This window comes from Streptomyces graminilatus (genome assembly GCF_001418565.1).
Taxonomy (GTDB): domain Bacteria; phylum Actinomycetota; class Actinomycetes; order Streptomycetales; family Streptomycetaceae; genus Streptomyces; species Streptomyces graminilatus.
This window is the reverse complement of sequence record NZ_LIQQ01000144.1, coordinates 24,431-47,702: the sequence shown is the minus strand read 5'-3', so window position 1 is coordinate 47,702 and position 23,272 is coordinate 24,431. Positions and strand designations below refer to the sequence as shown.

Genomic DNA, 23,272 nt, shown 5'->3' with positions numbered 1-23,272 from the left:
TCGGGGTGTCCGGGGTGGTCGGGGTCTCCGGGGTGCTCGGCTCGGACGGCGTGGGGGCGGGCGGCTCGGAGGAGCCCTTGTCGCACGCCTTGTCGCCACCGTTCCAGGCGGCTATGAGGTGGTACGGCGTGAACACGCCCTCGGGCTCGTAGGGCGCGGGGCCGTGGCCCTCGCCCGTCTGGCCGTCGTAGGAGATGTCGTCGCCGTACAGGTCGATCTGGCCGTAGCAGTCGGGCGCCTTGACGCTCAGCTTCTGGTAGGCCTTGTCGGCGCCACCGGCATCGGCGACGTCGGCGGAGGTGAGGTAGACGGTGGCCTTGTCGACCAGGGTCTGGTGACCGGAGTTGGCCCAGTACGGGCCCTCGGTCGCGTACTCGGCCAGGGACACGGGGTACTTGCACCCCTCCCCGACGTTCTGACCCGGGGCCAGCCGCACCTCGACGGCGCTGGGAGCGTCCTTCCAGGAGTGGAACCCACCCTGCGACGTCCATTCGGTGTCACCGGCGAAGCGGTACTGGACGGTGGCGGACTCGCACCCGGCGGTCGCGCTCGCCGTGCCCGCCCCGAGCACGGGCACGACAGCGGCGGCGAAAGCGGTTGCTGCGAGGACAGTCAGAGTTCTGGACTGGTGCGAACGCGACAAAATATGCCTCTGTGGATCGAAATGTGTGGGAAGTGTGTCGGGTGCCAGCGACCGGCGCGGGCGGACGCACGAGGGCGTGCGCGACCAGGTCACTAGCGTCACTTCACTCGCTTCAGGCCCAGCGAAGTGATCGCATTCTCGCCACGATCGGCGACTCCCGTCAATCCTCCACCAGTTCTCCACATTTCGATGTGATTACGGCGGCCTCCGGCGTCCGTCCGGCGCCGCCGTGACCTCAGCGCTGCCGCGCCACCACGACCCACTTCGAGGGCAGCACGACGCGGGTTCCCTCCGGTGTGTACTCCGTTGTGGTGAGCGGGAGTTCACCGCTCCCGAGGACCTGGAGGCCCGCCGCGCTCAGATAGACGGGCACCGCCGAGTCCGCCACCTCGCCGGGTGCGATGCCGTGTTCGAGGACCGGGCGCAGTTTGGGCGGCGGGCCCTCGGGGTTCTCTGCGAGGCCCATCAGCATCGGGCGTGCGTCCTGCGACAGTTCGACCAGGAAGGCCCTGCCGCGCTGCCCGATGAGGGTCGCGATGCCGTCGACGAGGGTCTGCCGGTCGTCGGCGTCGCACTGGTGGAGCACCCCGCGCATGTACACGTTGGTGTCGCCGAGCTTCGCGTGCAACTCCTCGACCTCCGACTTCTCGGCGCAGTCGAGCAGTTCGTACTCGGCGGCGCCCGCCGGGTCGGCCTGGCGCGCGCGGTCCAGGGCCGCGGCCGAGAGATCGGCGCCGACGACCCGGGTGAACCGGTCGGTGAGGAACCGGGTCTGGGTGCCGTTGCCGCAGCCGAGGTCGAGCAGGGGCAACTCGAAGTCCGCGAGGTGCGGTTCGAAGACGGCGAGGTGGAGCCCGACAGTCAGCACGGGCTCCGCGTCCCAGAAGACGGCCCCCTGTTCATGGGGCACCTCGCGCCAGAAGCCCTCCCAGGCCTCCCTGTACCGACTCGTCACGCTCATACCCAACTCCCCAGGGTGCGACGGCTGCCCGTCCGAGGTGACGGGCCAGTTCGGTCTACCGTGCCCCGGTTACGCCCACAAGCGCACCGCGCATACCTTCACGGCTCGTTCGAGAGGTGTACGCCGGTGTGCGCCTCGCGCGCCTCCCCGGCCCCGTGGCAACGGCAATCCAAGCACAGGGCACTGCCAAAGGGCGGCGTCGGCGACACCTGCCGGGGTGTCAGCGGCGGCGCGGCAACGTGAGTTCGAACCACACGGTCTTGCCGGTGCCCGTACGGCTCGCGCCCCACTCGCGGGCCAGCGTGCTGACCACTCTCAGCCCACGCCCGAACTCGTCCGTGGGCCCGGCGCTGAGCAGCGTGGGCAGGGTGTGATCGTCGTCGTCCACCTCGCACAGCAGGGTCTCGCCGCGCACCAGCCGCAGTTCGACGGGCCGCCCGTGGGAGTGCCGTACGGCGTTGGTGACCAGCTCACCGACCAGCACCTCGGCGCTGTCCACCAGCCGCGCCAGGCCCCACTCGTGGATTTGTTCGCGGACCACGGCACGGGCCCGGCCGACCTCGGCCGGGTCGAGGGCGAGCCGCCATTCGGCGACGTCGTCGGGTTCGATCCCGTTGAGCCGGGCCATCAGCAGCGCCACGTCGTCCTTGCGGCCCCCGCGCGGGTTGAGGGCGCGGATGATGGTGTCGCAGGCGTCGTCCATGGAGGCGGCCGGGTGGGCGGCGGACTCGCAGAGGGTGGCCAGGCCCACGCCGATGTCCTCCCCGCGCACCTCGACCAGGCCGTCGGTGCACATCACGAGCCGGTCGCCGGGCTCCACGCGCACGCGTACCGCCTCGAAGGGCACTCCGCCGACGCCGATCGGCGCGCCGGTGGGCAGGTCGAGGAGTTCGCTCCGGCCGTCCACCGCGCGGACCAGCACCGGCGGGATGTGACCCGCGTTGGCGAGGTGCAGCTCGCTCTCGATCGGGTCGTAGACGACGTAGAGGCAGGTCGCGAGGTACGTGTCGCCGAGGCGCTGGGCGAGGTCGTCGAGGTTGCGCAGAAGCTGGGCGGGCGGCAGGTCGAGGGCGGCCATGGTCTGGACGGCCGTACGCAACTGGCCCATCATCGCGGCCGAGTTGAGTCCGTGCCCCATGACGTCGCCGACGACGAGGGCGGTGCGGGCGCCCGGCAGTTTCACGGAGTCGAACCAGTCGCCGCCGACCCGGCCCAGCAGTGTGCCGGGCAGATAGCGGGTGGCGATGTCGCAGCCCGCCATGCGCGGCGGGATCTGCGGCAGCATGCTGTCCTGGAGGGTCTCGGCGACGCTCTCCTGGTAGGTGTACATGCGCGCGTTGTCGAGCACGAGGCCCGCGCGGGCGGCGAGTTCGGCGCCGGTGACGCGGTCCATGTCGTTGAACTCGGCGCGCTCCGGGTGGCGCAGCAGGATCATGAAGCCGAGGACGACGTTGCGGGCCTTCAGCGGTACGACCAGCATGGAGCGGCCGGTGATCAGCGGCCGGATGTCCCGCTTCTCGAACTGCGAGGCGATCATGTGCCCCATCTGTTCGCTGATGCGCGGCACGAGGACGGGCTGACCGCTGGTCATGCACTGGAAGAACGGGGTGTGCGCCGGGAACGGCATGGCCTCGCCGACCGGTACGACGTCGTCCCAGCGGCCCGGCTCGTCGGTGTGTTCGAGGGCGACGCGGTGCCACATCGTCGTCGTGTCGGGCACCCCGTCGGGGAACCCCTCACCGGCGACGACCTGTTCGCGCAGATAGGTGCCCGCCACGTCCGTGAAGCGGGGTACGACGGCCTTGCTGACCTCGATGATCGTGCGGGACAGGTCGAGCGAGGTGCCGATGCGCCCGCTGACGTCGTTGAGGAACTCCAGCCGCTCGCGCACCGCCGCGTGTTCGAGGTCCTCGACGTCGTCCCGGAGGTCCTCGGGCAGGGACTCGCCGGCCAGGACGGCACGGGCCGCCCGCTCCCGGCGGGCCTTGCGCTCGGCGCGTCGGGCCACACCCCAGTCGGGAGTGACCGGAATCAGCTCGTTCTGGCTGAACTCCAGGACGGGATAGCCCAGTTCGAGGATCTGGGCGACGATCCGGGCGCTCTCCCCGACACTCATGCTGGGCAGGATCTCGGGGAGTCGGCGGGCGAGTTCGTCGGCGCCGGGGAAGTTCGTGTGGAGGGCGAATCCGGGCGCTATGCGCTCGACGGCGACGTCGTCGTCGTCCTGGCGCAGTACGTCGGTGTCGGCGGCCAGCACGAGGAGGCGCTCGTGGCCCGGTCCCACCAAAGGGTAGGCCCACCACAGCACATCGACGCGGGCGTCGTCGCCGGGCACCGTGATGCGGGCGCGACCGGCGGCCCGGTACGACAGCCCGCCGTCGAGGGAGGACTCCAGGTCGGGTCCGAGGCCGTCGTACGACGAGTACGGCGTCGCACCCTCGTCGTCGGTGTCGGGGAGGGCGCCGGAGACGGGCAGCAGGTCGGCGGCGGGCCGGCCGAGGGCTTCCTCCTTGGATGCACCGAACAGCCGCCGCGCGCCCCTGCTCCAGTGCGAGACCAGGCCCTCGCGGTCGACCACGACCACGGCCAGCGGGATACGGCCCGCCACGGCGTGCTCCGCCGGCGCGCTCTCCTCAGCTCCGCCGCTGAGAGGTACGCCCGTCTCGGTGCCATGCTCCATGGCGCAGGCTCCTTCTTCCCACGGCTCCACAAGATCTGTGCCGTCCGACAACCGTACGGCGTCGGCCGGTCGCGATGTGTGGCAATCCGGTTATTGGTCTTGGCCGTCGCGCTCCGGCGCGCGCCGCACGCGCCCTGCCCGCTCAGTCGTCGTGCCCGAGCTGGAGGTCGCGTTCCGTACGGCCGCCGCCGGCCACCTGGAGGACGGTGGCGACCGGTGAGTAGCCGGAGGCGATGACCGTGTACTCGCCGGTGGACAGGTCGGCGAACCGGTACGTTCCGTCGGCGGCCGTGGTGAGTGTGTTCACGACGTTGCCGGCCAGGTCGAGCAGCGTCACACGCGCGTCCCCGACGGGCCGCCCGCCACTCGCCCGTACGGTGCCCTTCAGGACGGCTCCGCCCGCGAGTTCGACGTCCAGGCGGGTCTCCCGGGAGGCCCGCACGGTGACGGGGTGCGCGGCCGGGCGGTACCCGGACGCGCTGGCGGCGAGGGTGTACTCGCCGGCCACCAGCTCGGTGATGGCGTACCCGCCCTCGTACCCGCCGCGGGTGGTGGCGACGACCTCGCCGTGCACATCGGTGAGCGTGACGGTGGCGTCCGGCACCGGAGCGCCGTCCGCGGTCCGCACCCGGCCCGCCAGGCGCCCCGCGCCGCCCAGGACGAGGTCCACCTCGACGGGCCGCTCGCCGACGGTCACGGTGACCGCCTGCGGCTGGTGGCCGCCCGCCGCGGCGATCAGGACGTACGCCCCCGCGCCGGGCGTGGCCAGCGTGTACCGCCCGTCCTCGGCACTCGCGCCGCGCCCGATCTGCGTTCCCGTGACATCGATCAGCGTGAGCGCCGCGCGCGGGACGACGGTCCCGTCCGGGTGCTGGACGGTGCCGCACACCGGGACTCCGGCTGCGTACGACGCGCGGGCCTCCGGGACCGCCGGAGGGGCCGGCATCGTCGCGGTGTCGAGGTCGTCGGGGGCGGTGTGGTGGGACACCAGCGGTTTCTCCTTGAGGAAGAAGGCGATGAACAGGCCGAGGACCAGCACCGGCACGAGGTACAGGAAGACGCGCGGCATGGCGTCGGCGTACGCCCTGATGTAGCTGTCGCGCAGCGCCGGGGGAAGCGTGTGGACGAGCTGCGGGGTGATCGAGTCGGGGGCGGGGAGAGCGGCACCCGCGCGCGTGGGGAGGCTGTTTCGCAGGGACTCGGCGAGCCGGTTCGCGAAGAGGGTGCCGAAGACGGCGGCGCCGACGCTCCCGCCGATCTGCCGGAAGTAGGTGTTGGCGCTGGTGGCGGTGCCGAGGTCGGCGGGGCGCACGGAGTTCTGCACGGCGAGGACCAGGACCGGCATCACCATGCCGATACCGGTGCCGAGGACGGCCATCCAGAGGCTGTAGTGCAGCCGGGGCGTGTCCGCTTCGAGGCGGGACAGCAGCCACATGCCGACGGCGGCAACGGCAGTGCCCAGGACGGGCCAGACCTTGTAGCGGCCGGTGTGGCTGATGAGCTGGCCGGAGACGATCGACGCGCCGACGATGCCGGCCATCATGGGCAGCATCAGCAGCCCGGACTCGGTGGCGGTGGCACCGTCGACCATCTGAAGGAAGGTCGGCAGATAGCCGGCGGCCCCGAGCAGCGCGACGCCGATCACCAGGCCCACCAGGGCGGTGACGTTGAAGACGGAGTCCCGGAACAGCCGCAGCGGGATGAGGGGTTCGGGCGCGAAGTGCTCGGCGACGACGAAGAGCACGGCGGCCACGACGGCTCCGGCGCCGAGTCCGAGGATCTCGCGCGAGCCCCACGCGTACTCGCTGCCGCCCCAACTGGTCAGCAGCACCAGACAGGCCGAGACCGCGGCGAGCAGCAGCGCACCGAGCAGGTCGAGCCGCGCCTTGGCCGTCGGCTTCGGCAGCTTGAGTACGACGGTGACGACGGCCAGGGTCAGCAGCCCGAACGGCACGTTGAACCAGAAGCACCACCGCCAGGAGAGGTGGTCGGTGAAGTAGCCGCCCAGCAGTGGCCCGGCGACCGAGGCGAGGCCGAACGCGGCGCCGATGAGGCCCCCGAAGCGCCCGCGTTCGCGCGAGGGCACGATGTCCGCGATGATCGCCTGCACGCCGATCATCAGCCCGCCCGCGCCGACGCCCTGGAGGGCGCGGAAGGCGATGAGCTGGTCCATGGTCTGTGACCGGCCGGCCAGCGCGGAGCCGATGACGAAGACGACGATCGCGAACTGGAAGACGCCCTTGCGGCCGAACAGATCGCCGAGTTTGCCGTAGACGGGCAGTCCGACGGTGGCGGTGAGCAGGTAGGCGGTGATCGCCCAGGACATCCGGTCCAGGCCGTGCAGGTCCCCGACGATCCTCGGGAGAGCGGTGGCGACGATCATCTGTTCCAGGGCGGCGAGCAGCAGCGCGAGCATGAGCCCGAAGAACACCAGCCGCACCTGGCGCGGCCCCAGTTGCGGAGGCTGTGCTGGGGGTGGGGCGAGCGCGGTCACCGGTTCGTCCTGCACCAGAGTGATCCCGCCCATGTACCGCTCCCCTCGTCGCACCTGCCGACAATTCCCGCTTTGGCGACAACTGCGAGCAGGCGCGACGAGTTACGGCGTACCGAGGTACGGGAGAGAGATCCACTCGAACCGGTGAGGCACGGGGGAGACGGAGGGAGGTGAAGGGCGGGAGTCAACGCCCTTCAGAGGGCTGCCCCCTGGGTTACTTCTCCACCTCGGCGGCGAGCTTGTCGAGGAGGGCGTCGTAGATACGGGCGAGGCCCTTGGGGGCGAAGGTGCGCTCGAAGAAGCCGCCGATGCCGCCGGCGCCGTCCCAGACGGTGGTGACGACGACCCGGGACCTGCCCTCGCCGGCCGGGGTGACGCGCCAGGTGGTGACCATCGAGGAGTTGCGGTCCTTCTCGACGAGTTCGCCGTCGGTGGGCTCGGTGACCTCCAGCAGACAGTCCCGGACGCGCTTCTTGGTGGCCTGGAGCTTCCAGTGGACGAGGGTGCCCTCGCCGTCGCCGCCCTCGTGCACCGCGTACTCGCTGTACTGCTCCGGCATCACCTTCGCGCGCGTGCCGCTGTACTCGGCGAGGGCGTCGAACACCGTCTCCGCGTCCGCCGCGACGATGCGCTCCGTGGTGGCCTCGACCTGCGCCATTGCGTTCCTCCAGCAGCTTCGGTTCTTCGGGGGTTCGCGCTCAGCCAACCACCCCGCCGCCCGGCCGCCCAAATCGGGGCGACCACTGTCCAGGAGCTTCACAGGACTCGAACATACGATCGCACGATCAAGGGAACATGTGTTCTATTCTGTGGTCAGTACCAACCGAGGAGGTGTCATGCGCTGGGAGAACCTCACAGTGGAGTCGGGCTCCGGCTCCGGCCCGGCCGACGCCGCGTTGTTCGGCGCGGACGCGGTGACCACCCGTACCTTCGACAGCCCCGAGTTCCGAGGCATCACCTTCCACGAGATCCGGGCCCGTTCGATCATCAACCGGGTGCCCGGGGCCTCACGCATGCCGTTCGAATGGACGGTGAATCCCTATCGGGGCTGCACGCACGCGTGCGTCTACTGTTTCGCGCGCAAGACTCACAGCTATCTGGACCTCGACACCGGTCTCGGCTTCGACTCACAGATCGTCGTCAAGGTGAACGCGCCGGAGCTGCTGCGCCGCCAGCTCGGCTCGCGCCGCTGGCTCGGCGAGCACATCGCGATGGGCACCAACGTCGACTGCTACCAGCGCGCGGAGGGCCGCTACCGGCTGATGCCGGGCATCCTCACCGCCCTGCGCGACCACGCGAACCCCTTCTCGATCCTGACGAAGGGCACGCTGATCCTCCGCGACCTCGACCTCCTGGTCGAGGCCTCCCAGGTCACGGACGTCGGCGTCTCCGTCTCCGTCGGCTTCACCGACCCCGACCTGTGGCGCACGGTCGAGCCGGGCACACCCGCCCCGGAACGGCGCCTGGACGTCGTACGGGCGCTGGGCGAGCACGGCATCGGCTGCGGGGTGCTGATGGCGCCGGTGCTCCCCTTCCTCAGCGACGACCCGGCGCAACTGCGGGCCACCGTAAGGGCGATCGCCGCTTCGGGGGCGACCTCCGTGACCCCGCTGGTGCTGCATCTGCAGCCCGGTGCCCGCGAGTGGTACATGGCCTGGCTCGGGCACCACCATCCGCATCTGGTACACCGCTACGAGCGGTTGTACGCGGAGGGCGCGTACGCCCCCAAGTGGTACCAGCGCCGTGTCACCCGCCAGGTCCACGACCTGGCCCAGGAGTACGGGATGGGCCCCACGCGCGCGGGAATGCCCCGCAGGATCCCGGCGCCCGTCCCGGCCGGGCACGGCGCCGAGACCCCCGAGCCGGTCCAACTGACGCTGCTCTGAAGGCCTCCGGGACAGGAGCGGCAGCCCGTCGGGGGCGTTGTCAGACCCGTGGTCCACCATGGGCCCATGAGTGAGCTGACCTGGATTCCCGCCCCCGACGGCGTCGCGCCCGCCTCCCAGTACACCCATGTCGTCACGGGCAGCGGCCGTTTCGTCGCCGTCTCCGGCCAGCTCGCCCTGGACGAGGACGGCAAGCTGGTCGGCGAGGGCGATCCGGCGGCGCAGGCACGCCAGATCTTCGAGAACCTGCGCCGCTGTCTGGCCTCGGCGGGCGCGAACTTCGGCCAGGTCGTCAAACTCACCTACTTCGTCACGGACATGGCCCACATGCCGGCCGTCCGCGCGGCTCGCGCGGAACACATACCCGACGACCGGCTGCCGGCGGCGTCGGCGGTACAGGTGGTCTCGCTGGTGCGCCCGGAGTTCCTGATCGAGATCGAGGCGTTCGCCGTACTGCCCGAGCCGGCACCCGAGTAATCGAACACCTCCGTACGCCGACTCGCCCGGGATGCCGCCATGAACGACCCGATCCTCGTCCGCGAGATGACCCTCGACGACTGCGACCGCGTCTCCGAGATACGTGTCCGGGGCTGGCAGCACGCCTACCGGGGCCTGATACCGCAGCCGTATCTCGACTCCCTCAGCGCGGCGGAGGACGCCGAGCGGCGGCGGACGTTCTTCGTGGGGGCCGGGTCCGAGGTCGTCGACCTGGTCGCGGAGCAGGGCGGCGAGGTCGTCGGCTGGGCCTGTCACGGGCCCTACCGGGACGGCGAGTTCCGCACCGACGACGCCGAGCTGTACGCGATCTACGTGGACGCCGGGCGGTTCGGTGCCGGAGTCGGGCGGGCGCTGCTGGGCGAGGCGGTGCGCCGGTGTGCCCTCGCCGGGCACCGGCGCATGCTCCTGTGGGTGCTCAAGGGCAACGACCGGGCCCGGCGGTTCTACCAGCGGGCGGGGTTCATGGCCGACGGCGCCGAGGAGCCCTTCGACGTGGACGGGGTCGCCGTACCGGAGGTGCGGTATGTCCGGGAGCTCCTCGGCTGACGGTTCCCCCGGTTCACCTCTGCTTCGGGATGCGGGCCAGCGCGTGCACCGCCGCCTCGGCGAGCGCCGGGTGCGCCAGGGCCTCGTTCAGCACCGGTGCCGCGCGCCGGTCCCCCAGCGTGCCCAGTGCCTCGACGCAGGCGAGCGCGACCCGCCGGTGGGGGTCGTGCGGTCTCAGACGGCGGGCCAGCGTGGTGATCAGCGCGGGTACGGACTCGGGGGCGCGCAGCTGCGCCAGCAGCCGGACCGGGTGCAGGGCGTAGGCGACGCGCAGTTCGTTGGTCGCGAGGGCGGCTGCCGCTCGGGCCGTGCGCGGGTCGCCGAGGCGGGCCAGGGCGTACGCGGCGGAGGCGCAGCGCTGCGGGTCACGGTGGTTGAGGAGCAGTACGAGCGCCTCGAAGGCCCGCCGGTCCCCCGCGAGTCCCAGCCGGAAGGCGGCCAACTCCCTGGTCCACAGCGGCTGTCCGGGGGCGGTGAGGACATCGGCCAACTCGTCGAGGTCACCGGTCGCCACCAGGCGTTCGTACGCCTGCCGGGCATCCGGCCCCGCCTCCGGCCGTAAGCGTTCCGTGAGTGATCGCAACTCTTCGTCCATGGTGCCGAGATTAGGTGCGCGGGCGGGACCGCGTGGGCAGGATGCAGGGACGCGCATCACAAAACCGGGGGCTGGCGCGCTCGTTACCCACCGGTTAAGCTCAGACGAGCGAGTTACCCACTCGCCGGCAGTACTTACTGACGACGGCCTGGTGACGCAGCCGTCGTGAGTGCGACACGGTCTGGGACAGGACCGGTCGGACCTCACCGTTCTCCGGGCGTGTGCACGCCCGCGACCACGGCACCGGGCGTGTGCGCCTCGCAGCCCGGCATCACCCGCATCAGCGCTCCGCGTTCGCGTTCCGCACCCTTTTCCCGCACCCGGTGCACCGTTCCCAGGGCTTCCCTCTCCGCAGGGCTCCGTCCCTCCGGCGTACCCGGGCGCGTTCCCAGCCGTCACCCTCATTCCTGGAGTCCCGCGATGGCCACTCCCCTGTCCCACACCTCTCCGTCCACGCTCCGCACCGTCGCCGTGGTCGGCCTCGGCACGATGGGCACCGGCATCACCGAGATCCTCACCCGCGCCGGCCGTCAGGTCGTCGGCATCGACATCAGCGAGGCCGCGGCCGTGCGGGCCGTCGCCGCACTGGAGGCGTCCACCGCCCGGGCCGTGGAACGCGGCCGGCTCACCGAGCGGGAGCGCGAGGACCTGCTCGCCCGCTTCCGCACCTCCACCGACCTGCACGAGGCGGCCGACGCCGACCTGGTCATCGAGGTGGCGCCGGAGTCGTACGAGATCAAGCACCAGATCATCCGCGCCCTCGACGCCGTCGTGCGCCCGGAGACGATCCTCGCGACGGGCACCAACGCCCTGTCCGTCACCCGCCTCGCCGCCGACTCGGCGCGTCCCGAACGCGTCCTGGGCCTGCACTTCTTCAACCCGGCGCCGGCGATGAAGCTGGTCGAGGTGGTCTCCTCGGTGCTGACCGCGCCGCAGGCCGTCGCCGCGGTCACCGATCTGGCGGTCGAGCTGGGCAAGGAGCCCGTCGCGGTCGGCGACCGGCCCGGCTTCGTTGCCGACGGGCTGCTGTTCGGCTATCTCAACCAGGCCGCCGCGATGTACGAGGCGAGGTACGCCTCCCGGGAGGACATCGACGCCGCGATGCGGCTCGGCTGCGGGCTGCCCATGGGTCCGCTCGCCCTGCTCGACCTGATCGGCGTCGACACGGCCCGTACGGTCCTGGAGGCCATGTACACCGAGTCCCGCGACCGGCTGCACGCCCCGGCGCCCGTCCTCAAGCAGCTCAGCGAGGCGGGCCTGACCGGCAGGAAGACGGGGCGCGGCTTCTACTCGTACGAGGCGCCCGGCAGCGCGACGGTCGTGCCGGACGCGCTGACCCCGCTCTCCGGCGCCTCCGGGACCCCGTGCCGCACGGTCCGCTCCGTCGGTGTCGCCGGTTCCGGCACGATGGCCTCCGGTATCGCCGAGGTCTTCGCGAAGGCCGGGTACGAGGTGGTCCTCGCCGCCCGCAGCGACGAGAAGGCCCAGACGGCCAAGGCCAGGATCGGCAAGTCCCTGGCCCGCTCCGTCGACAAGGGCCGTCTGACCGCCGAGGCCGCGGCCCAGGCCCTCGACCGGATCACTGCGGCGGGCTCGTACGACGCCTTCGCGGACGTGGAGCTGGCCGTCGAGGCCGTCGCCGAGGACCTGGAGATCAAGCAGCAGTTGTTCGCGGCGCTGGACAAGGTGTGCAAGCCGGGCGCGGTGCTGGCCACCACGACCTCCTCGCTGCCCGTCATCGCGTGCGCGCGGGCCACCTCGCGGCCCGAGGACGTGATCGGCATGCACTTCTTCAACCCCGCACCGGCGATGAAGCTGGTCGAGGTCGTCCGTACGGTGTTGACGGCCGACGATGTCCACTCAACGGTCCGCGAGGTCTGTGGACGGATCAAGAAGCATGCAGTCGACTGTGGAGACCGAGCCGGCTTCATCGTCAACGCATTGCTTTTCCCGTATCTCAACAACGCGATCAAGATGGTGGAGGAGCACTACGCGTCTCTTGACGACATCGACGCGGCGATGAAGCTGGGCGGCGGCTACCCGATGGGCCCGTTCGAACTCCTGGACGTGGTCGGGCTGGATGTCTCCCTTGCCATCGAGCAGGTCCTGCATCGCGAGTTCCGCGACCCCGGACTCGCCCCCGCGCCGCTCCTGGAGCATCTGGTGGCCGCGGGCTGCCTCGGCCGCAAGACGGGCCGCGGCTTCCGCGAGTATGCCCGCCGCTGACCGGGCCGGCGACCGGTCCGGGCCCGGCTTCCCACCGGGCTTCGGACTGGGGTTCGGGCGCGGCCCGAGGCACGACGAGGACTGGGGCGGCCTCCTCGATCCGGCCGCCCCGCCCTCGCCCGCCCTGGGCGAAGGTGATCCCGGACGTGCGCGCCACCCTGCACGGATGCAGTACGTTCGGGTCATGTCCCAGCCCGCCAAGTCCTCCCGTACCCCTGCCACGCCCGACGCGCCGGAGAGTGCCGCGGGCGGTCGTGCCGCCGCCCAGCGACTCAAGATGCGCCGAGAACTGGCGGCGGCGGCGATGGAACTGTTCTCGGCCAAGGGCTACGAAGGCACCACCGTCGACGAGATCGCGGCCCGGGCCGGCGTGGCCCGCCGCACCTTCTTCCGGCACTTCCGCTCCAAGGAAGAAGCGATCTTCCCGGACCACGACGACACGTTGATCCGGGCCGAGGCGGTGCTCAACGCGGCGCCCGCGCACGAACACCCGCTCGACACCGTGTGCCGCGGCATCAAGGAAGTCATGAAGATGTACGCGGCCCGGCCGGAGATCTCGGTCGCCCGTTACAAGCTGACGCGCGAGGTCCCCACCCTGCGGGAGGCGGAGATCGCGTCGGTCGCCCGCTACGAACGCCTCTTCACCCGCTATCTCCTGGGCCACTTCGACGAGCACGCCCACGACGACGACGCGAACGACGATCCGCTGCTGGCCGAGGTCGCCGCGTCGGCCGTGGTCACCGCCCACAACCACGTCCTGCGGCGCTGGCTGCGGGCGGGCGGCCAGGGTGACGTCGAGGCACAGCTCGACCACGCCTTCGGGATCGTGCGGAAGACCTTCGGTACGGGCATCGGGGCCGGGCGCGACACCACTCCCCGGACCACCATGCCCGCCTCGGTGACCTCGCAGGGAGAGGTGCTGGTCGCGGTGGCCCGGACCGACGCCCCGCTCGACGAGGTGATGCGCACCATCGAACAGGCGCTGAAGGAACGGTCGTAGAGAACTCGGGAATCCCAGGAAAGAGGCGGGTCGCGGACAGCGAGGCCCGCCTTTTCCGTGCCCCACGAGGACTACTCCTCGGTAGCTTTTGATCGATCATCGCTCATTTGTTGCGTAAAGATTTCATCTGAGTGCAGATTCTGGCACCCAGTGCCTTGTCACCTGACACGCGGTGCCATACCTTGAAGGTGTCCGGGCGGCCGGCGTGCAGAGACCTTTCGTACGTCGGCTGTCCCCGCAATCCACGTGATTCGCGCGCCCGGACGCCTGCGTCACAGGCAACCTCCCGCGCCACCACGCGCTGCCGAAGCACCACCCGCCGAACCGACGGCACGTCTCTCACCAACCCTCAGCAGCACCGACGTAACCCTCAGCGTCCTTCCCTCGGGGCGCCATTCGCCGGAGGCAACACCGTGACCGTTAAGGACATCCTGGACGCGATCCAGTCGCCGGACTCGACTCCGGCCGACATCGCCGCTCTGCCGCTTCCCGAGTCGTACCGTGCGATCACCGTGCACAAGGACGAGACGGACATGTTCGCGGGCCTCGACACCCGCGACAAGGACCCCCGCAAGTCGATCCACCTGGACGACGTCCCGGTGCCTGAACTCGGCCCGGGCGAGGCCCTGGTGGCCGTCATGGCCTCCTCGGTCAACTACAACTCGGTCTGGACGTCGATCTTCGAGCCGCTGTCGACCTTCGGCTTCCTGGAGCGCTACGGCAGGCTCAGCGAGCTGACCAAGCGGCACGACCTGCCCTACCACGTCATCGGCTCCGACCTCGCGGGCGTCGTCCTGCGCACCGGTCCCGGTGTCAACGCCTGGAAGCCCGGTGACGAGGTCGTCGCGCACTGTCTGTCCGTGGAGCTGGAGTCGTCGGACGGGCACAACGACACGATGCTCGACCCCGAGCAGCGCATCTGGGGCTTCGAGACCAACTTCGGCGGCCTGGCGGAGATCGCGCTCGTCAAGTCCAACCAGCTGATGCCCAAGCCGGACCACCTGAGCTGGGAGGAGGCCGCCGCACCCGGGCTGGTCAACTCCACCGCGTACCGGCAGCTCGTGTCGCGCAACGGCGCCGGGATGAAGCAGGGCGACAACGTCCTCATCTGGGGCGCGAGCGGCGGGCTCGGCTCGTACGCCACACAGTTCGCGCTGGCCGGCGGCGCCAACCCCATCTGTGTCGTCTCCAGCGAGCAGAAGGCGGACATCTGCCGGTCGATGGGCGCCGAGGCGATCATCGACCGCAACGCCGAGGGCTACAGGTTCTGGGCGGACGAGCACCAACAGGACCCGCGCGAGTGGAAGCGGTTCGGCAAGCGCATCCGTGAGCTGACCGGCGGCGAGGACGTCGACATCGTCTTCGAGCACCCGGGCCGCGAGACCTTCGGCGCCTCCGTCTACGTCACGCGCAAGGGCGGCACGATCGTCACCTGCGCCTCCACCTCGGGCTTCAACCACGAGTACGACAACCGGTACCTGTGGATGTCGTTGAAGCGGATCATCGGCTCGCACTTCGCCAACTACCGCGAGGCCTGGGAGGCCAACCGGCTGGTCGCCAAGGGCAAGATCCACCCGACGCTGTCCAGGGTGTACTCCCTGGAGGAGACCGGGCAGGCCGCCCACGACGTGCACCGCAACGTCCACCAGGGCAAGGTCGGCGTCCTGTGCCTGGCCCCCGAGGAAGGTCTCGGGGTGCGCGACGAGGAGAAGCGCGCCCAGCACATCGACGCCATCAACCGCTTCCGCAACATCTGAGAGGCGCGAATGAACGAGCGTCAGTCACCCAAGGACAGGGACCGGCCGTGGCTCATGCGCACGTACGCCGGTCACTCCACGGCCGAGGCGTCCAACGAGCTGTACCGGCGCAACCTCGCCAAGGGCCAGACAGGTCTGTCGGTGGCCTTCGACCTGCCGACCCAGACCGGGTACGACCCCGACCACATCCTCGCCCGTGGCGAGGTCGGCCGGGTCGGCGTGCCCGTCTCGCACCTCGGTGACATGCGCCGGCTGTTCCAGGACATCCCCCTGGACCAGATGAACACCTCGATGACGATCAACGCCACCGCCATGTGGCTGCTGGCGCTCTACCAGGTCGTCGCCGAGGAGCAGGGTGTCGACATCACCACGCTCCAGGGGACGACCCAGAACGACATCGTCAAGGAGTACCTGTCCCGGGGGACGCACGTCTTCCCCCCGGGACCCTCGCTCCGGCTGACGACGGACATGATCTGCTACACGGTCAACCACATCCCGAAGTGGAACCCGATCAACATCTGCAGCTACCACCTCCAGGAGGCGGGGGCGACCCCGGTCCAGGAGATCGCGTACGCCATGTCGACGGCGATCGCGGTGCTGGACGCCGTACGGGACTCGGGGCAGGTGCCCGCCGAGAAGTTCGGTGACGTCGTCGCCCGGATCTCGTTCTTCGTGAACGCGGGTGTCCGGTTCATCGAGGAGATGTGCAAGATGCGGGCGTTCGGCCGGATCTGGGACCAGGTCACCCGCGAGCGCTACGGCATCGAGAACCCCAAGCAGCGGCGCTTCCGGTACGGCGTGCAGGTCAACTCGCTCGGGCTGACCGAGGCACAGCCGGAGAACAACATCCAGCGGATCGTGCTCGAAATGCTGGCGGTGACCCTGTCGAAGGACGCACGCGCGCGTGCCGTGCAGCTCCCGGCGTGGAACGAGGCACTGGGCCTGCCCCGGCCCTGGGACCAGCAGTGGTCGCTGCGGATGCAGCAGGTGCTCGCCTACGAGAGCGACCTGCTGGAGTACGAGGACATCTTCGCCGGGTCGCACGTCGTCGAGGCGAAGGTGGCCGAGCTGGTCGAGGAGTCGCTCGCCGAGATGGGCCGCATCGAGGAGATGGGCGGCGCGATGGCCGCCGTCGAGTCGGGCTACCTGAAGTCGCATCTCGTCGCCTCGCACGCCGAGCGGCGGGCCCGTATCGAGTCCGGGGAAGAGAAGATCGTCGGCGTCAACATCTTCGAGTCGACCGAGCCGAACCCGCTGACGGCCGACCTCGACGCGGCGATCCAGACCGTCGACCCGGCCGTCGAGGCCCGGGTGACCACGGCACTGCGGGGCTGGCGCGACACGCGGTACCAGCCGCCGTTCAACCACCCGCGCCCCTGCAAGGCGCTGGAGCGGCTGAAGGAGGCCGCGAAGGGCACCGACAACCTCATGGAGGCCACCCTGGAGTGCGCCCGCGCCGGCGTCACGACCGGTGAGTGGGCAGGGGCCCTGCGCGAGGTGTTCGGGGAGTTCCGGGCACCGACCGGCGTCTCGTCCGCGCCGGTCGCGGTGACCGCCGAGGAGGGCACCGCGATGGCGCTGGTCCGGCGCCGGGTCGCGGACACCGCGAAGGAGATGGGCGTCGGCAATCTCCGCTTCCTGGTGGGCAAGCCGGGGCTCGACGGACACTCCAACGGCGCCGAGCAGATCGCCGTACGGGCCCGTGACGCCGGATTCGAGGTGGTCTACCAGGGCATCCGGCTCACCCCGGAGCAGATCGTGGACGCGGCCCTCGAAGAGGACGTGCACGCGGTCGGCCTGTCCATCCTGTCCGGCTCGCACGCCCAGCTCGTGCCGGATGTGATGGACCGGCTCCGTGTGGCGGGTGCCACTGATATTCCGGTGATCGCCGGTGGGATCATCCCCCATGGTGACGCCGAACAGCTCAGGGCTGCGGGCGTGGCCGCGGTCTTCACCCCGAAGGACTTCGACATCACCGGAATCATCGGCCGCATCGTCGACGAGATCCGGAAAGCGAACAAGCTCGACCCCCTGGAGGTCCCCGCATGACCACGCCCGTCAACCGTCTGCGTCCGCGCCGCTCCTGTCTCGCGGTCCCCGGGAGCAACCCCCGCTTCCTGGAGAAGGCCCAGGGCCTGCCGGCCGACCAGGTCTTCCTGGACCTGGAGGACGCGTGCGCCCCGCTCGCCAAGCCCGAGGCGCGGCACACCATCGTCAAGTTCCTCAACGAGGGCGACTGGACGGGCAAGACGAGGGTCGTGCGCGTCAACGACTGGACGACCGAGTGGACGTACCGCGATGTCGTCACGGTCGTCGAGGGGGCCGGCCAGAACCTCGACTGCGTCATGCTGCCGAAGGTGCAGGACGCCCAGCAGGTCGTGGCCCTGGATCTGCTGTTGACGCAGATCGAGAAGACGATGGGCTTCGAGGTCGGCAAGATCGGTATTGAGGCGCAGATCGAGAACGCGCAGGGACTCAACAACGTCAATGCGATCGCTCAAGCCAGTCAACGTGTCGAGACGATCATCTTCGGCCCTGCCGACTTCATGGCGTCGATCAACATGAAGTCACTGGTCGTGGGCGAGCAGCCGCCCGGCTACCCGGCGGACGCCTACCACTACATCCTGATGAAGATCCTGATGGCCGCCCGCGCCAACAACCTCCAGGCGATCGACGGCCCCTACCTCCAGATCCGCAACGTCGACGGCTACCGCGAGGTCGCCCAGCGGGCCGCCGCCCTCGGCTTCGACGGCAAGTGGGTGCTGCACCCGGGCCAGGTCGAGGCGTCCAACGAGATCTTCTCGCCCTCGCAGGAGGACTTCGACCACGCCGAGCTGATCCTGGACGCCTACGACTACTGCACGTCAGAGGCCGGCGGCAGGAAGGGCTCCGCGATGCTCGGCGACGAGATGATCGACGAGGCCAGCCGCAAGATGGCGCTGGTCATCTCGGGCAAGGGCCGGGCGGCGGGTATGCGGCGCACCAGCAAGTTCGAGACCCCCGTCGACTAAGGAGCCCTGAACACCATGCAGTTCGGACGCACCTACGAGGAGTTCGAGGTCGGGGCGGTCTACAAGCACTGGCCCGGGAAGACGGTCACGGAGTACGACGACCACCTCTTCTGTCTCCTGACGATGAACCACCACCCGCTCCACATGGACGCCAACTACGCGGAGAACACGACCGACTTCGGGAAGAACGTCGTCGTGGGGAACTACATCTACTCCCTGCTCCTGGGCATGTCCGTGCCGGACGTGTCGGGCAAGGCGATCGCGAACCTGGAGGTCGAGTCGCTCAAGCACGTGGCGCCGACCTTCCACGGCGACACGGTCTACGGCGAGACGACGGTCCTCGACAAGACGCCCTCCCGGTCGAAGAACGACCGCGGGATCGTGTACGTGGAGACCAGGGGTTACAAGCAGGACGGCACGCTGGTCTGCGTGTTCCGCCGCAAGGTGATGGTGCCGACCGAGACCTACATCAAGGAGCGCGGCGGCGAACAGCCCGGCCGCCCCCAGCCCAGGGAGCAGGAGAAGTAGCCATGGCGCGACTCGCCCAGACCGCCGGTCTGACCGACATCCAGCGGGAGATCCTGTCCACGGTGCGGGACTTCGTGGACAAGGAGATCATCCCGGTCGCGACCGAGCTGGAGCACCGCGACGAGTATCCGCAGCAGATCGTCGACGGCCTCAAGGAGTTGGGCCTGTTCGGCCTGATGATCCCCGAGGAGTACGGCGGGCTCGGCGAGTCGCTCCTGACGTACGCGCTGTGCGTCGAGGAGATCGCGCGTGGCTGGATGTCCGTCTCCGGGATCATCAACACGCACTTCATCGTCGCGTACATGCTCAAGCAGCACGGTACACAGGAGCAGAAGGACCACTTCCTGCCGAGGATGGCGGCCGGCGACGTCCGCGGCGCCTTCTCGATGTCGGAGCCGGGGCTCGGCTCGGACGTGTCGGCCATCACCTCCAAGGCGGTCAGGGACGGCGACGAGTACGTCCTCAACGGCCAGAAGATGTGGCTGACGAACGGCGGAACGTCCAATTTGGTCGCCGTACTCGTACGAAGTGACGAAGGACACCCCGAGGGGACGGCGCCCCACAAGTCGATGACCACCTTCCTCGTCGAGAAGGAGGCGGGCTTCGGTGAGGTGCGGCCCGGACTCACCATCCCGGGCAAGATCGACAAGATGGGTTACAAGGGGGTCGACACCACCGAACTCATCATGGACGGACTGCGGATTCCGGCCGATCGCGTCCTCGGGGGCACCACCGGCCGAGGTTTTTACCAAATGATGGACGGAGTGGAGGTTGGGCGGGTCAACGTCGCGGCACGTGGCTGCGGGGTCGCCCAGCGCGCCTTCGAACTGGGTGTCCAGTACGCCCAGCAACGGCACACTTTCGGCAAGCCGATCGCCCAGCACCAGGCGATCCAGTTCAAGCTGGCCGAGATGGCTACCAAGGTCGAGGCCGCCCATGCGATGATGGTTAACGCGGCACGCAAAAAGGATTCCGGCGAGCGAAACGACCTCGAAGCAGGGATGGCGAAGTACCTCGCCTCCGAGTACTGCAAGGAGGTCGTGGAAGACGCCTTCCGGATCCACGGCGGCTACGGCTTCTCCAAGGAGTACGAGATCGAGCGCCTCTACCGAGAGGCCCCGATGCTGCTGATCGGCGAAGGTACCGCCGAGATCCAGAAAATGATCATCGGGCGAAGGCTGCTCGAAGAGTATCGATTCCAGGGCTGATTTTCCGTTTCGGGGTGTTTTGTTCGAGAACAACGTCACACCCCGTCAGCACCCTTCAGCCGCCGACTCGGCTTTCTGGCTTACCCAGTTGTGGCCGCGAGCCGCTACGATCGCCGGAAAGCCGCCGTCCCCTGATACAGCGCGGCATCGTCCGCTACGAAGGTCATCCATGCCCCACAGCCAAACCTCTGCACCTCGCGACAGCCTGGCAGGCGTACGCCTGGCGCGCGGAGCATCGCCGTGGCTCCTCCCGACCGTCGCCACCGCAGCCCTCAGCCTGGTACGCGCGCGCAAGTCCGGCGCCGCCAAGGTCGTGGCAGTACCCGCCACCGCGCTGGCGGCGGGCATGCTGTGGTTCTTCCGCGACCCCGAGCGCGAGATCACCCAGGGCCGGGTCATCTCCCCCGCCGACGGTGTGGTGCAGAGCATCATGCCGTGGAAGGACGGGCGCACCCGCGTCGCGATCTTCATGAGCCCGCTCAACGTACACGTCAACCGCGCGCCCCTCTCCGGCACGGTGACGTCCGTCGAGCACATCCCGGGTGGGTTCGTACCGGCGTTCAACAAGGAGAGCGAGAACAACGAGAGAGTTGTCTGGCACTTCGACACCGAGCTCGGTGACATCGAGATGATCCAGATCGCCGGTGCGGTCGCTCGCCGCATCGTCCCGTACGTCCCGCAGGGCACGAAGGTCGAACAGGGCGACCGCATCGGCCTGATCCGCTTCGGCTCGCGCGTCGACATCTACCTTCCCGAAGGTGTCGAGGTCGCGGTCGAGGTCGGCCAGAAGACAGTGGCAGGGGTGACTCGCATTGACCGTGATTGATCCCGAGACCCAGTGGGTTCCGGAGGCCGACGAGGTGGGTGACGACGAGGAGGAGATGCCTCTCTCTCTTCGCCTGTCGATAGCGGACACCCTCACCCTCGGCAACGCCACCTGCGGCTTCATGGCCGTGTACTTCACCACCACCGGCATCCTGATCCCGCACCTCACCGGCAGTGACGAGTCGGGCATGGCCCGTCACTCGGCGGCGACCGCGGTGATCCTGATGCTGTGCGCGGCGGTCTTCGACCTCTTCGACGGCCTGGTCGCCCGCAAGCTGCGCTCCTCCCCCATGGGCGCCGAGCTGGACAACCTCTCCGACCTGATCAGCTTCGGGCTGGCGCCGGCGTATTTCGTGCTGGTGTACGGGATGGTCGCGAGGGACGCGCATGAGCGGGTCGCGGCGGTGGCCGCGATCGTCGTGCTGCTGACGGTGGTGCTGCGGCTCGCCCGCTTCTCGTGCGTCACCGTGAAGGACGGCACGTTCCAGGGCATGCCCTCGCCGTTCGGCGCACTCACGGTCGTCTCGATCGTGCTGCTCGAACTGCCGTTCGAGGCGACACTGCTGGCGGTCCTCGGTACCGCGTGGCTGATGGTGAGCCGGGTCGAGTACCCGAAGCCACGGGGCGTCCTCGCGGTGGCGATGCTCTGCTGGATCGTGTCGGCCATGGGCATGCTGGCGGCGTGGGCGTTCGACGCCCCGAGCGGCCAGGTGCTGCTGCAGACGGGCTGCGCGCTGCAGATCGTGATGGCGGCGACGATCCCGCTGTTCGCCACGGCCCGCCGGGTGAACAACTTCCGCGACAACCGGCGCGAGAACCGCGAGGCACGGGCGGCACAACTGCCGTAGCGGTCGCGCGACACACTCGTACGCGCTCGTACGTATTCGTACGTATTCGTACGGAGGGCCCCGAACCGGATTCCGATCGGTTCGGGGCCCTTCGCGTTGCGCCCGGGGCTCATCTCCGGGCGCACGCACCCGCGCGGGCAGCCTGCCGTGACGGACGCCTCCTCGAACTCTCGGCCTCTCGGACTCCGGTACGGCCTTCATCCCGCCCGGTGGGAGCGCGTACGCCGGGTGGTGCTGGGGCAGGCGGAGCGGTGGGACCCGTGGGAGGCCTTCAGCAGCCGTCACGGGAGCCGGACACCGGTTCGGGCGGCGGAGGCGGGCCGACGGGGGCGTGGGCACGCTGCTGCCGGCACCTGGCACGGGCCCGGCCTGGGCGTGTGGCGGCCCCCAGGAGCAGGCTTCAGAGCAGAAAGTCCCTGCCGATGTTCTCCGCGACCCGCTCCAGGAGCGGCCCGGCCTCGGCGACGCACTTCGCGAGGTCCGGCTCGATCTCCGTCAGGGGGTACGCGCGCCGGATGCCGGCCCGGCCCAGTGCCTCCGGGCGCAGGGCGAGGCGTCCGCAGACCGCGACGACCTCGCGGCCCTGGGCCCGGGCCGCCGCCGCGACACCCGCCGGGGCCTTGCCGTGCAGGGTCTGCTCGTCGAGGGAGCCCTCCCCGGTGATCACCAGCGTGGCGCGGTCCAGGGCGGACGCGAAGCCGAGGACGTCGAGCATGACCTCGATGCCGGGCCTGAACCGGGCGCCGAGGACCAAGGCGCCGTAGCCGATGCCCCCGGCGGCGCCGGCGCCCGGCGCGGTGGCGTACTGGGCGGCCTTCACGCCGATCGCCGTCTCCATGACCTTGGCGTAGTGCGCGAGAGCCTCGTCCAGGGCGGCCACGTCGGCCGGGGAGGCGCCCTTCTGCGGGCCGTACACGGCGGGCGCGCCCGTCGGCCCGGTCAGCGGGTTGTCCACATCGCTGGCCAGCACGAGGTCGACGTCCGCGAGACGGGGGTCGAGGCCCGAGAGATCCACCGAGGCGAGGCTGCCAAGACCGCCGCCCCCGGGGGGTACGGGCTCTCCGTCGGCGTCCAGGAAGCGCGCGCCGAGAGCGGACAGCATGCCCGCGCCCCCGTCGTTGGTGGCGCTGCCGCCGACCCCGAAGACGATCGTGCGCGCGCCCGCGTCCAGGGCGGCCCGCAGCAGTTCGCCGGAGCCGTACGTCGATGCCGTGAGCGGCGCGAGGACGCCCGAGGGCAGCCGCTGGAGCCCGCTCGCCTCCGCCATCTCCACGACGGCGGTGTCACCGCGCAGCGCGTACGCGGCGGTCACCTCGTGTCCGAGCGGCCCCGCGACCCGCACCTCACGCTGTTCGAATCCGGCGGCGACCGCGGCGGCCACGGTCCCGTCGCCGCCGTCGGCCACGGGCAGCGACTCGACCTCGACGCCCGGGGCGGCCCTGCGCAGCCCGGCGGTCACCCGCTCGGCGACCTGTACGGCCGTCAGCGACCCCTTGAACTTGTCGGCCGCGATCAGCACCCGAGCCGTCCGCACACCTGCCGTACCCGTCGTACTGGTCGTACCCG

At 70.0% G+C, this 23,272-nt stretch carries 18 protein-coding genes and 1 pseudogene; 12 read left to right on the top strand and 7 right to left on the bottom strand.

The window, feature by feature from the left end:
• The 5 genes and pseudogenes from AOK08_RS14195 to AOK08_RS14175 form a co-directional block, all read right to left on the bottom strand.
• Nucleotides 1-577: pseudogene (locus tag AOK08_RS14195) on the bottom strand (hypothetical protein); the annotation flags it as partial.
• Nucleotides 578-878: 301 nt separating this feature from the next.
• Nucleotides 879-1,604, bottom strand: coding sequence for a class I SAM-dependent methyltransferase (locus AOK08_RS14190; protein WP_055525901.1), 726 nt, complete (start codon nucleotides 1,602-1,604; stop codon nucleotides 879-881).
• 220 nt (nucleotides 1,605-1,824) lie between these two features.
• Nucleotides 1,825-4,284, bottom strand: coding sequence for an ATP-binding SpoIIE family protein phosphatase (locus AOK08_RS14185; protein ID WP_055525900.1), 2,460 nt, complete (start codon nucleotides 4,282-4,284; stop codon nucleotides 1,825-1,827).
• Between the two features lie 142 nt (nucleotides 4,285-4,426).
• The gene (locus AOK08_RS14180; RefSeq protein ID WP_055525899.1) at nucleotides 4,427-6,811 is read right to left on the bottom strand and encodes an MFS transporter; all 2,385 of its coding nucleotides are present in this window, start codon (nucleotides 6,809-6,811) and stop codon (nucleotides 4,427-4,429) included.
• Between the two features lie 181 nt (nucleotides 6,812-6,992).
• Entirely contained in the window at nucleotides 6,993-7,436 is a 444-nt protein-coding gene (locus AOK08_RS14175; protein WP_055525898.1) for an SRPBCC family protein, read from the bottom strand.
• Nucleotides 7,437-7,614: 178 nt separating this feature from the next.
• Here AOK08_RS14175 and AOK08_RS14170 point away from each other — a divergent pair, with 178 nt between their 5' ends.
• From AOK08_RS14170 to AOK08_RS14160, 3 genes are all read left to right on the top strand, one after another.
• A complete protein-coding gene (locus AOK08_RS14170; protein WP_055525897.1) occupies nucleotides 7,615-8,664 on the top strand; it encodes an Rv2578c family radical SAM protein in 1,050 nt (349 codons plus the stop codon).
• Between the two features lie 66 nt (nucleotides 8,665-8,730).
• A complete protein-coding gene (locus AOK08_RS14165) occupies nucleotides 8,731-9,141 on the top strand; it encodes a RidA family protein (protein WP_055525906.1) in 411 nt (136 codons plus the stop codon).
• Nucleotides 9,142-9,180: 39 nt separating this feature from the next.
• Nucleotides 9,181-9,708, top strand: a complete 528-nt coding sequence (locus tag AOK08_RS14160; protein WP_055525896.1) for a GNAT family N-acetyltransferase — start codon at nucleotides 9,181-9,183, stop codon at nucleotides 9,706-9,708.
• 13 nt (nucleotides 9,709-9,721) lie between these two features.
• On the opposite strand, the gene AOK08_RS14155 is transcribed toward AOK08_RS14160, so the two are convergent.
• The gene (locus tag AOK08_RS14155; protein WP_055525895.1) at nucleotides 9,722-10,303 is read right to left on the bottom strand and encodes an adenylosuccinate lyase; all 582 of its coding nucleotides are present in this window, start codon (nucleotides 10,301-10,303) and stop codon (nucleotides 9,722-9,724) included.
• Nucleotides 10,304-10,723: 420 nt separating this feature from the next.
• Between AOK08_RS14155 and AOK08_RS14150 the strand changes: the two genes are divergently transcribed.
• The 9 genes from AOK08_RS14150 to pssA all read left to right on the top strand — a co-directional run bounded on the left by AOK08_RS14150 (nucleotide 10,724) and on the right by pssA (nucleotide 21,706).
• On the top strand, nucleotides 10,724-12,529 hold the full coding sequence (locus tag AOK08_RS14150; RefSeq protein ID WP_055525894.1) for a 3-hydroxyacyl-CoA dehydrogenase family protein: 1,806 nt from the start codon (nucleotides 10,724-10,726) through the stop codon (nucleotides 12,527-12,529).
• Nucleotides 12,530-12,713: 184 nt separating this feature from the next.
• Entirely contained in the window at nucleotides 12,714-13,529 is an 816-nt protein-coding gene (locus tag AOK08_RS14145; protein WP_055525905.1) for a TetR/AcrR family transcriptional regulator, read from the top strand.
• Nucleotides 13,530-13,942: 413 nt separating this feature from the next.
• Nucleotides 13,943-15,286: a crotonyl-CoA carboxylase/reductase gene (gene ccrA, locus AOK08_RS14140; RefSeq protein WP_055525893.1), complete on the top strand. Its 1,344-nt coding sequence runs from the start codon at nucleotides 13,943-13,945 to the stop codon at nucleotides 15,284-15,286.
• A 9-nt stretch (nucleotides 15,287-15,295) separates the two neighbouring features.
• Nucleotides 15,296-17,335 (top strand): protein meaA, encoded by a 2,040-nt coding sequence (locus AOK08_RS14135; RefSeq protein ID WP_055525892.1) that lies wholly within the window; start codon nucleotides 15,296-15,298, stop codon nucleotides 17,333-17,335.
• Nucleotides 17,332-18,297, top strand: a complete 966-nt coding sequence (locus tag AOK08_RS14130; RefSeq protein WP_055525891.1) for an HpcH/HpaI aldolase/citrate lyase family protein — start codon at nucleotides 17,332-17,334, stop codon at nucleotides 18,295-18,297. Before AOK08_RS14135 ends, AOK08_RS14130 begins: the two co-directional genes overlap by 4 nt.
• 15 nt (nucleotides 18,298-18,312) lie before the next feature.
• Nucleotides 18,313-18,825 (top strand): MaoC family dehydratase, encoded by a 513-nt coding sequence (locus AOK08_RS14125; protein WP_055525890.1) that lies wholly within the window; start codon nucleotides 18,313-18,315, stop codon nucleotides 18,823-18,825.
• A gap of 2 nt (nucleotides 18,826-18,827) precedes the next feature.
• Nucleotides 18,828-20,033, top strand: coding sequence for an acyl-CoA dehydrogenase family protein (locus AOK08_RS14120; protein ID WP_055525889.1), 1,206 nt, complete (start codon nucleotides 18,828-18,830; stop codon nucleotides 20,031-20,033).
• Between the two features lie 169 nt (nucleotides 20,034-20,202).
• Nucleotides 20,203-20,859, top strand: coding sequence for a phosphatidylserine decarboxylase (locus AOK08_RS14115; protein ID WP_055525888.1), 657 nt, complete (start codon nucleotides 20,203-20,205; stop codon nucleotides 20,857-20,859).
• A gap of 55 nt (nucleotides 20,860-20,914) precedes the next feature.
• Nucleotides 20,915-21,706 (top strand): CDP-diacylglycerol--serine O-phosphatidyltransferase, encoded by a 792-nt coding sequence (pssA, locus tag AOK08_RS14110; protein ID WP_055525904.1) that lies wholly within the window; start codon nucleotides 20,915-20,917, stop codon nucleotides 21,704-21,706.
• A gap of 400 nt (nucleotides 21,707-22,106) precedes the next feature.
• Here pssA and AOK08_RS14105 read toward each other — a convergent pair whose 3' ends face one another.
• Complete coding sequence (locus AOK08_RS14105) at nucleotides 22,107-23,225, bottom strand: glycerate kinase (protein ID WP_055525887.1); 1,119 nt, start codon at nucleotides 23,223-23,225, stop codon at nucleotides 22,107-22,109.
• Between the last annotated feature and the right edge of the window lie 47 nt (nucleotides 23,226-23,272).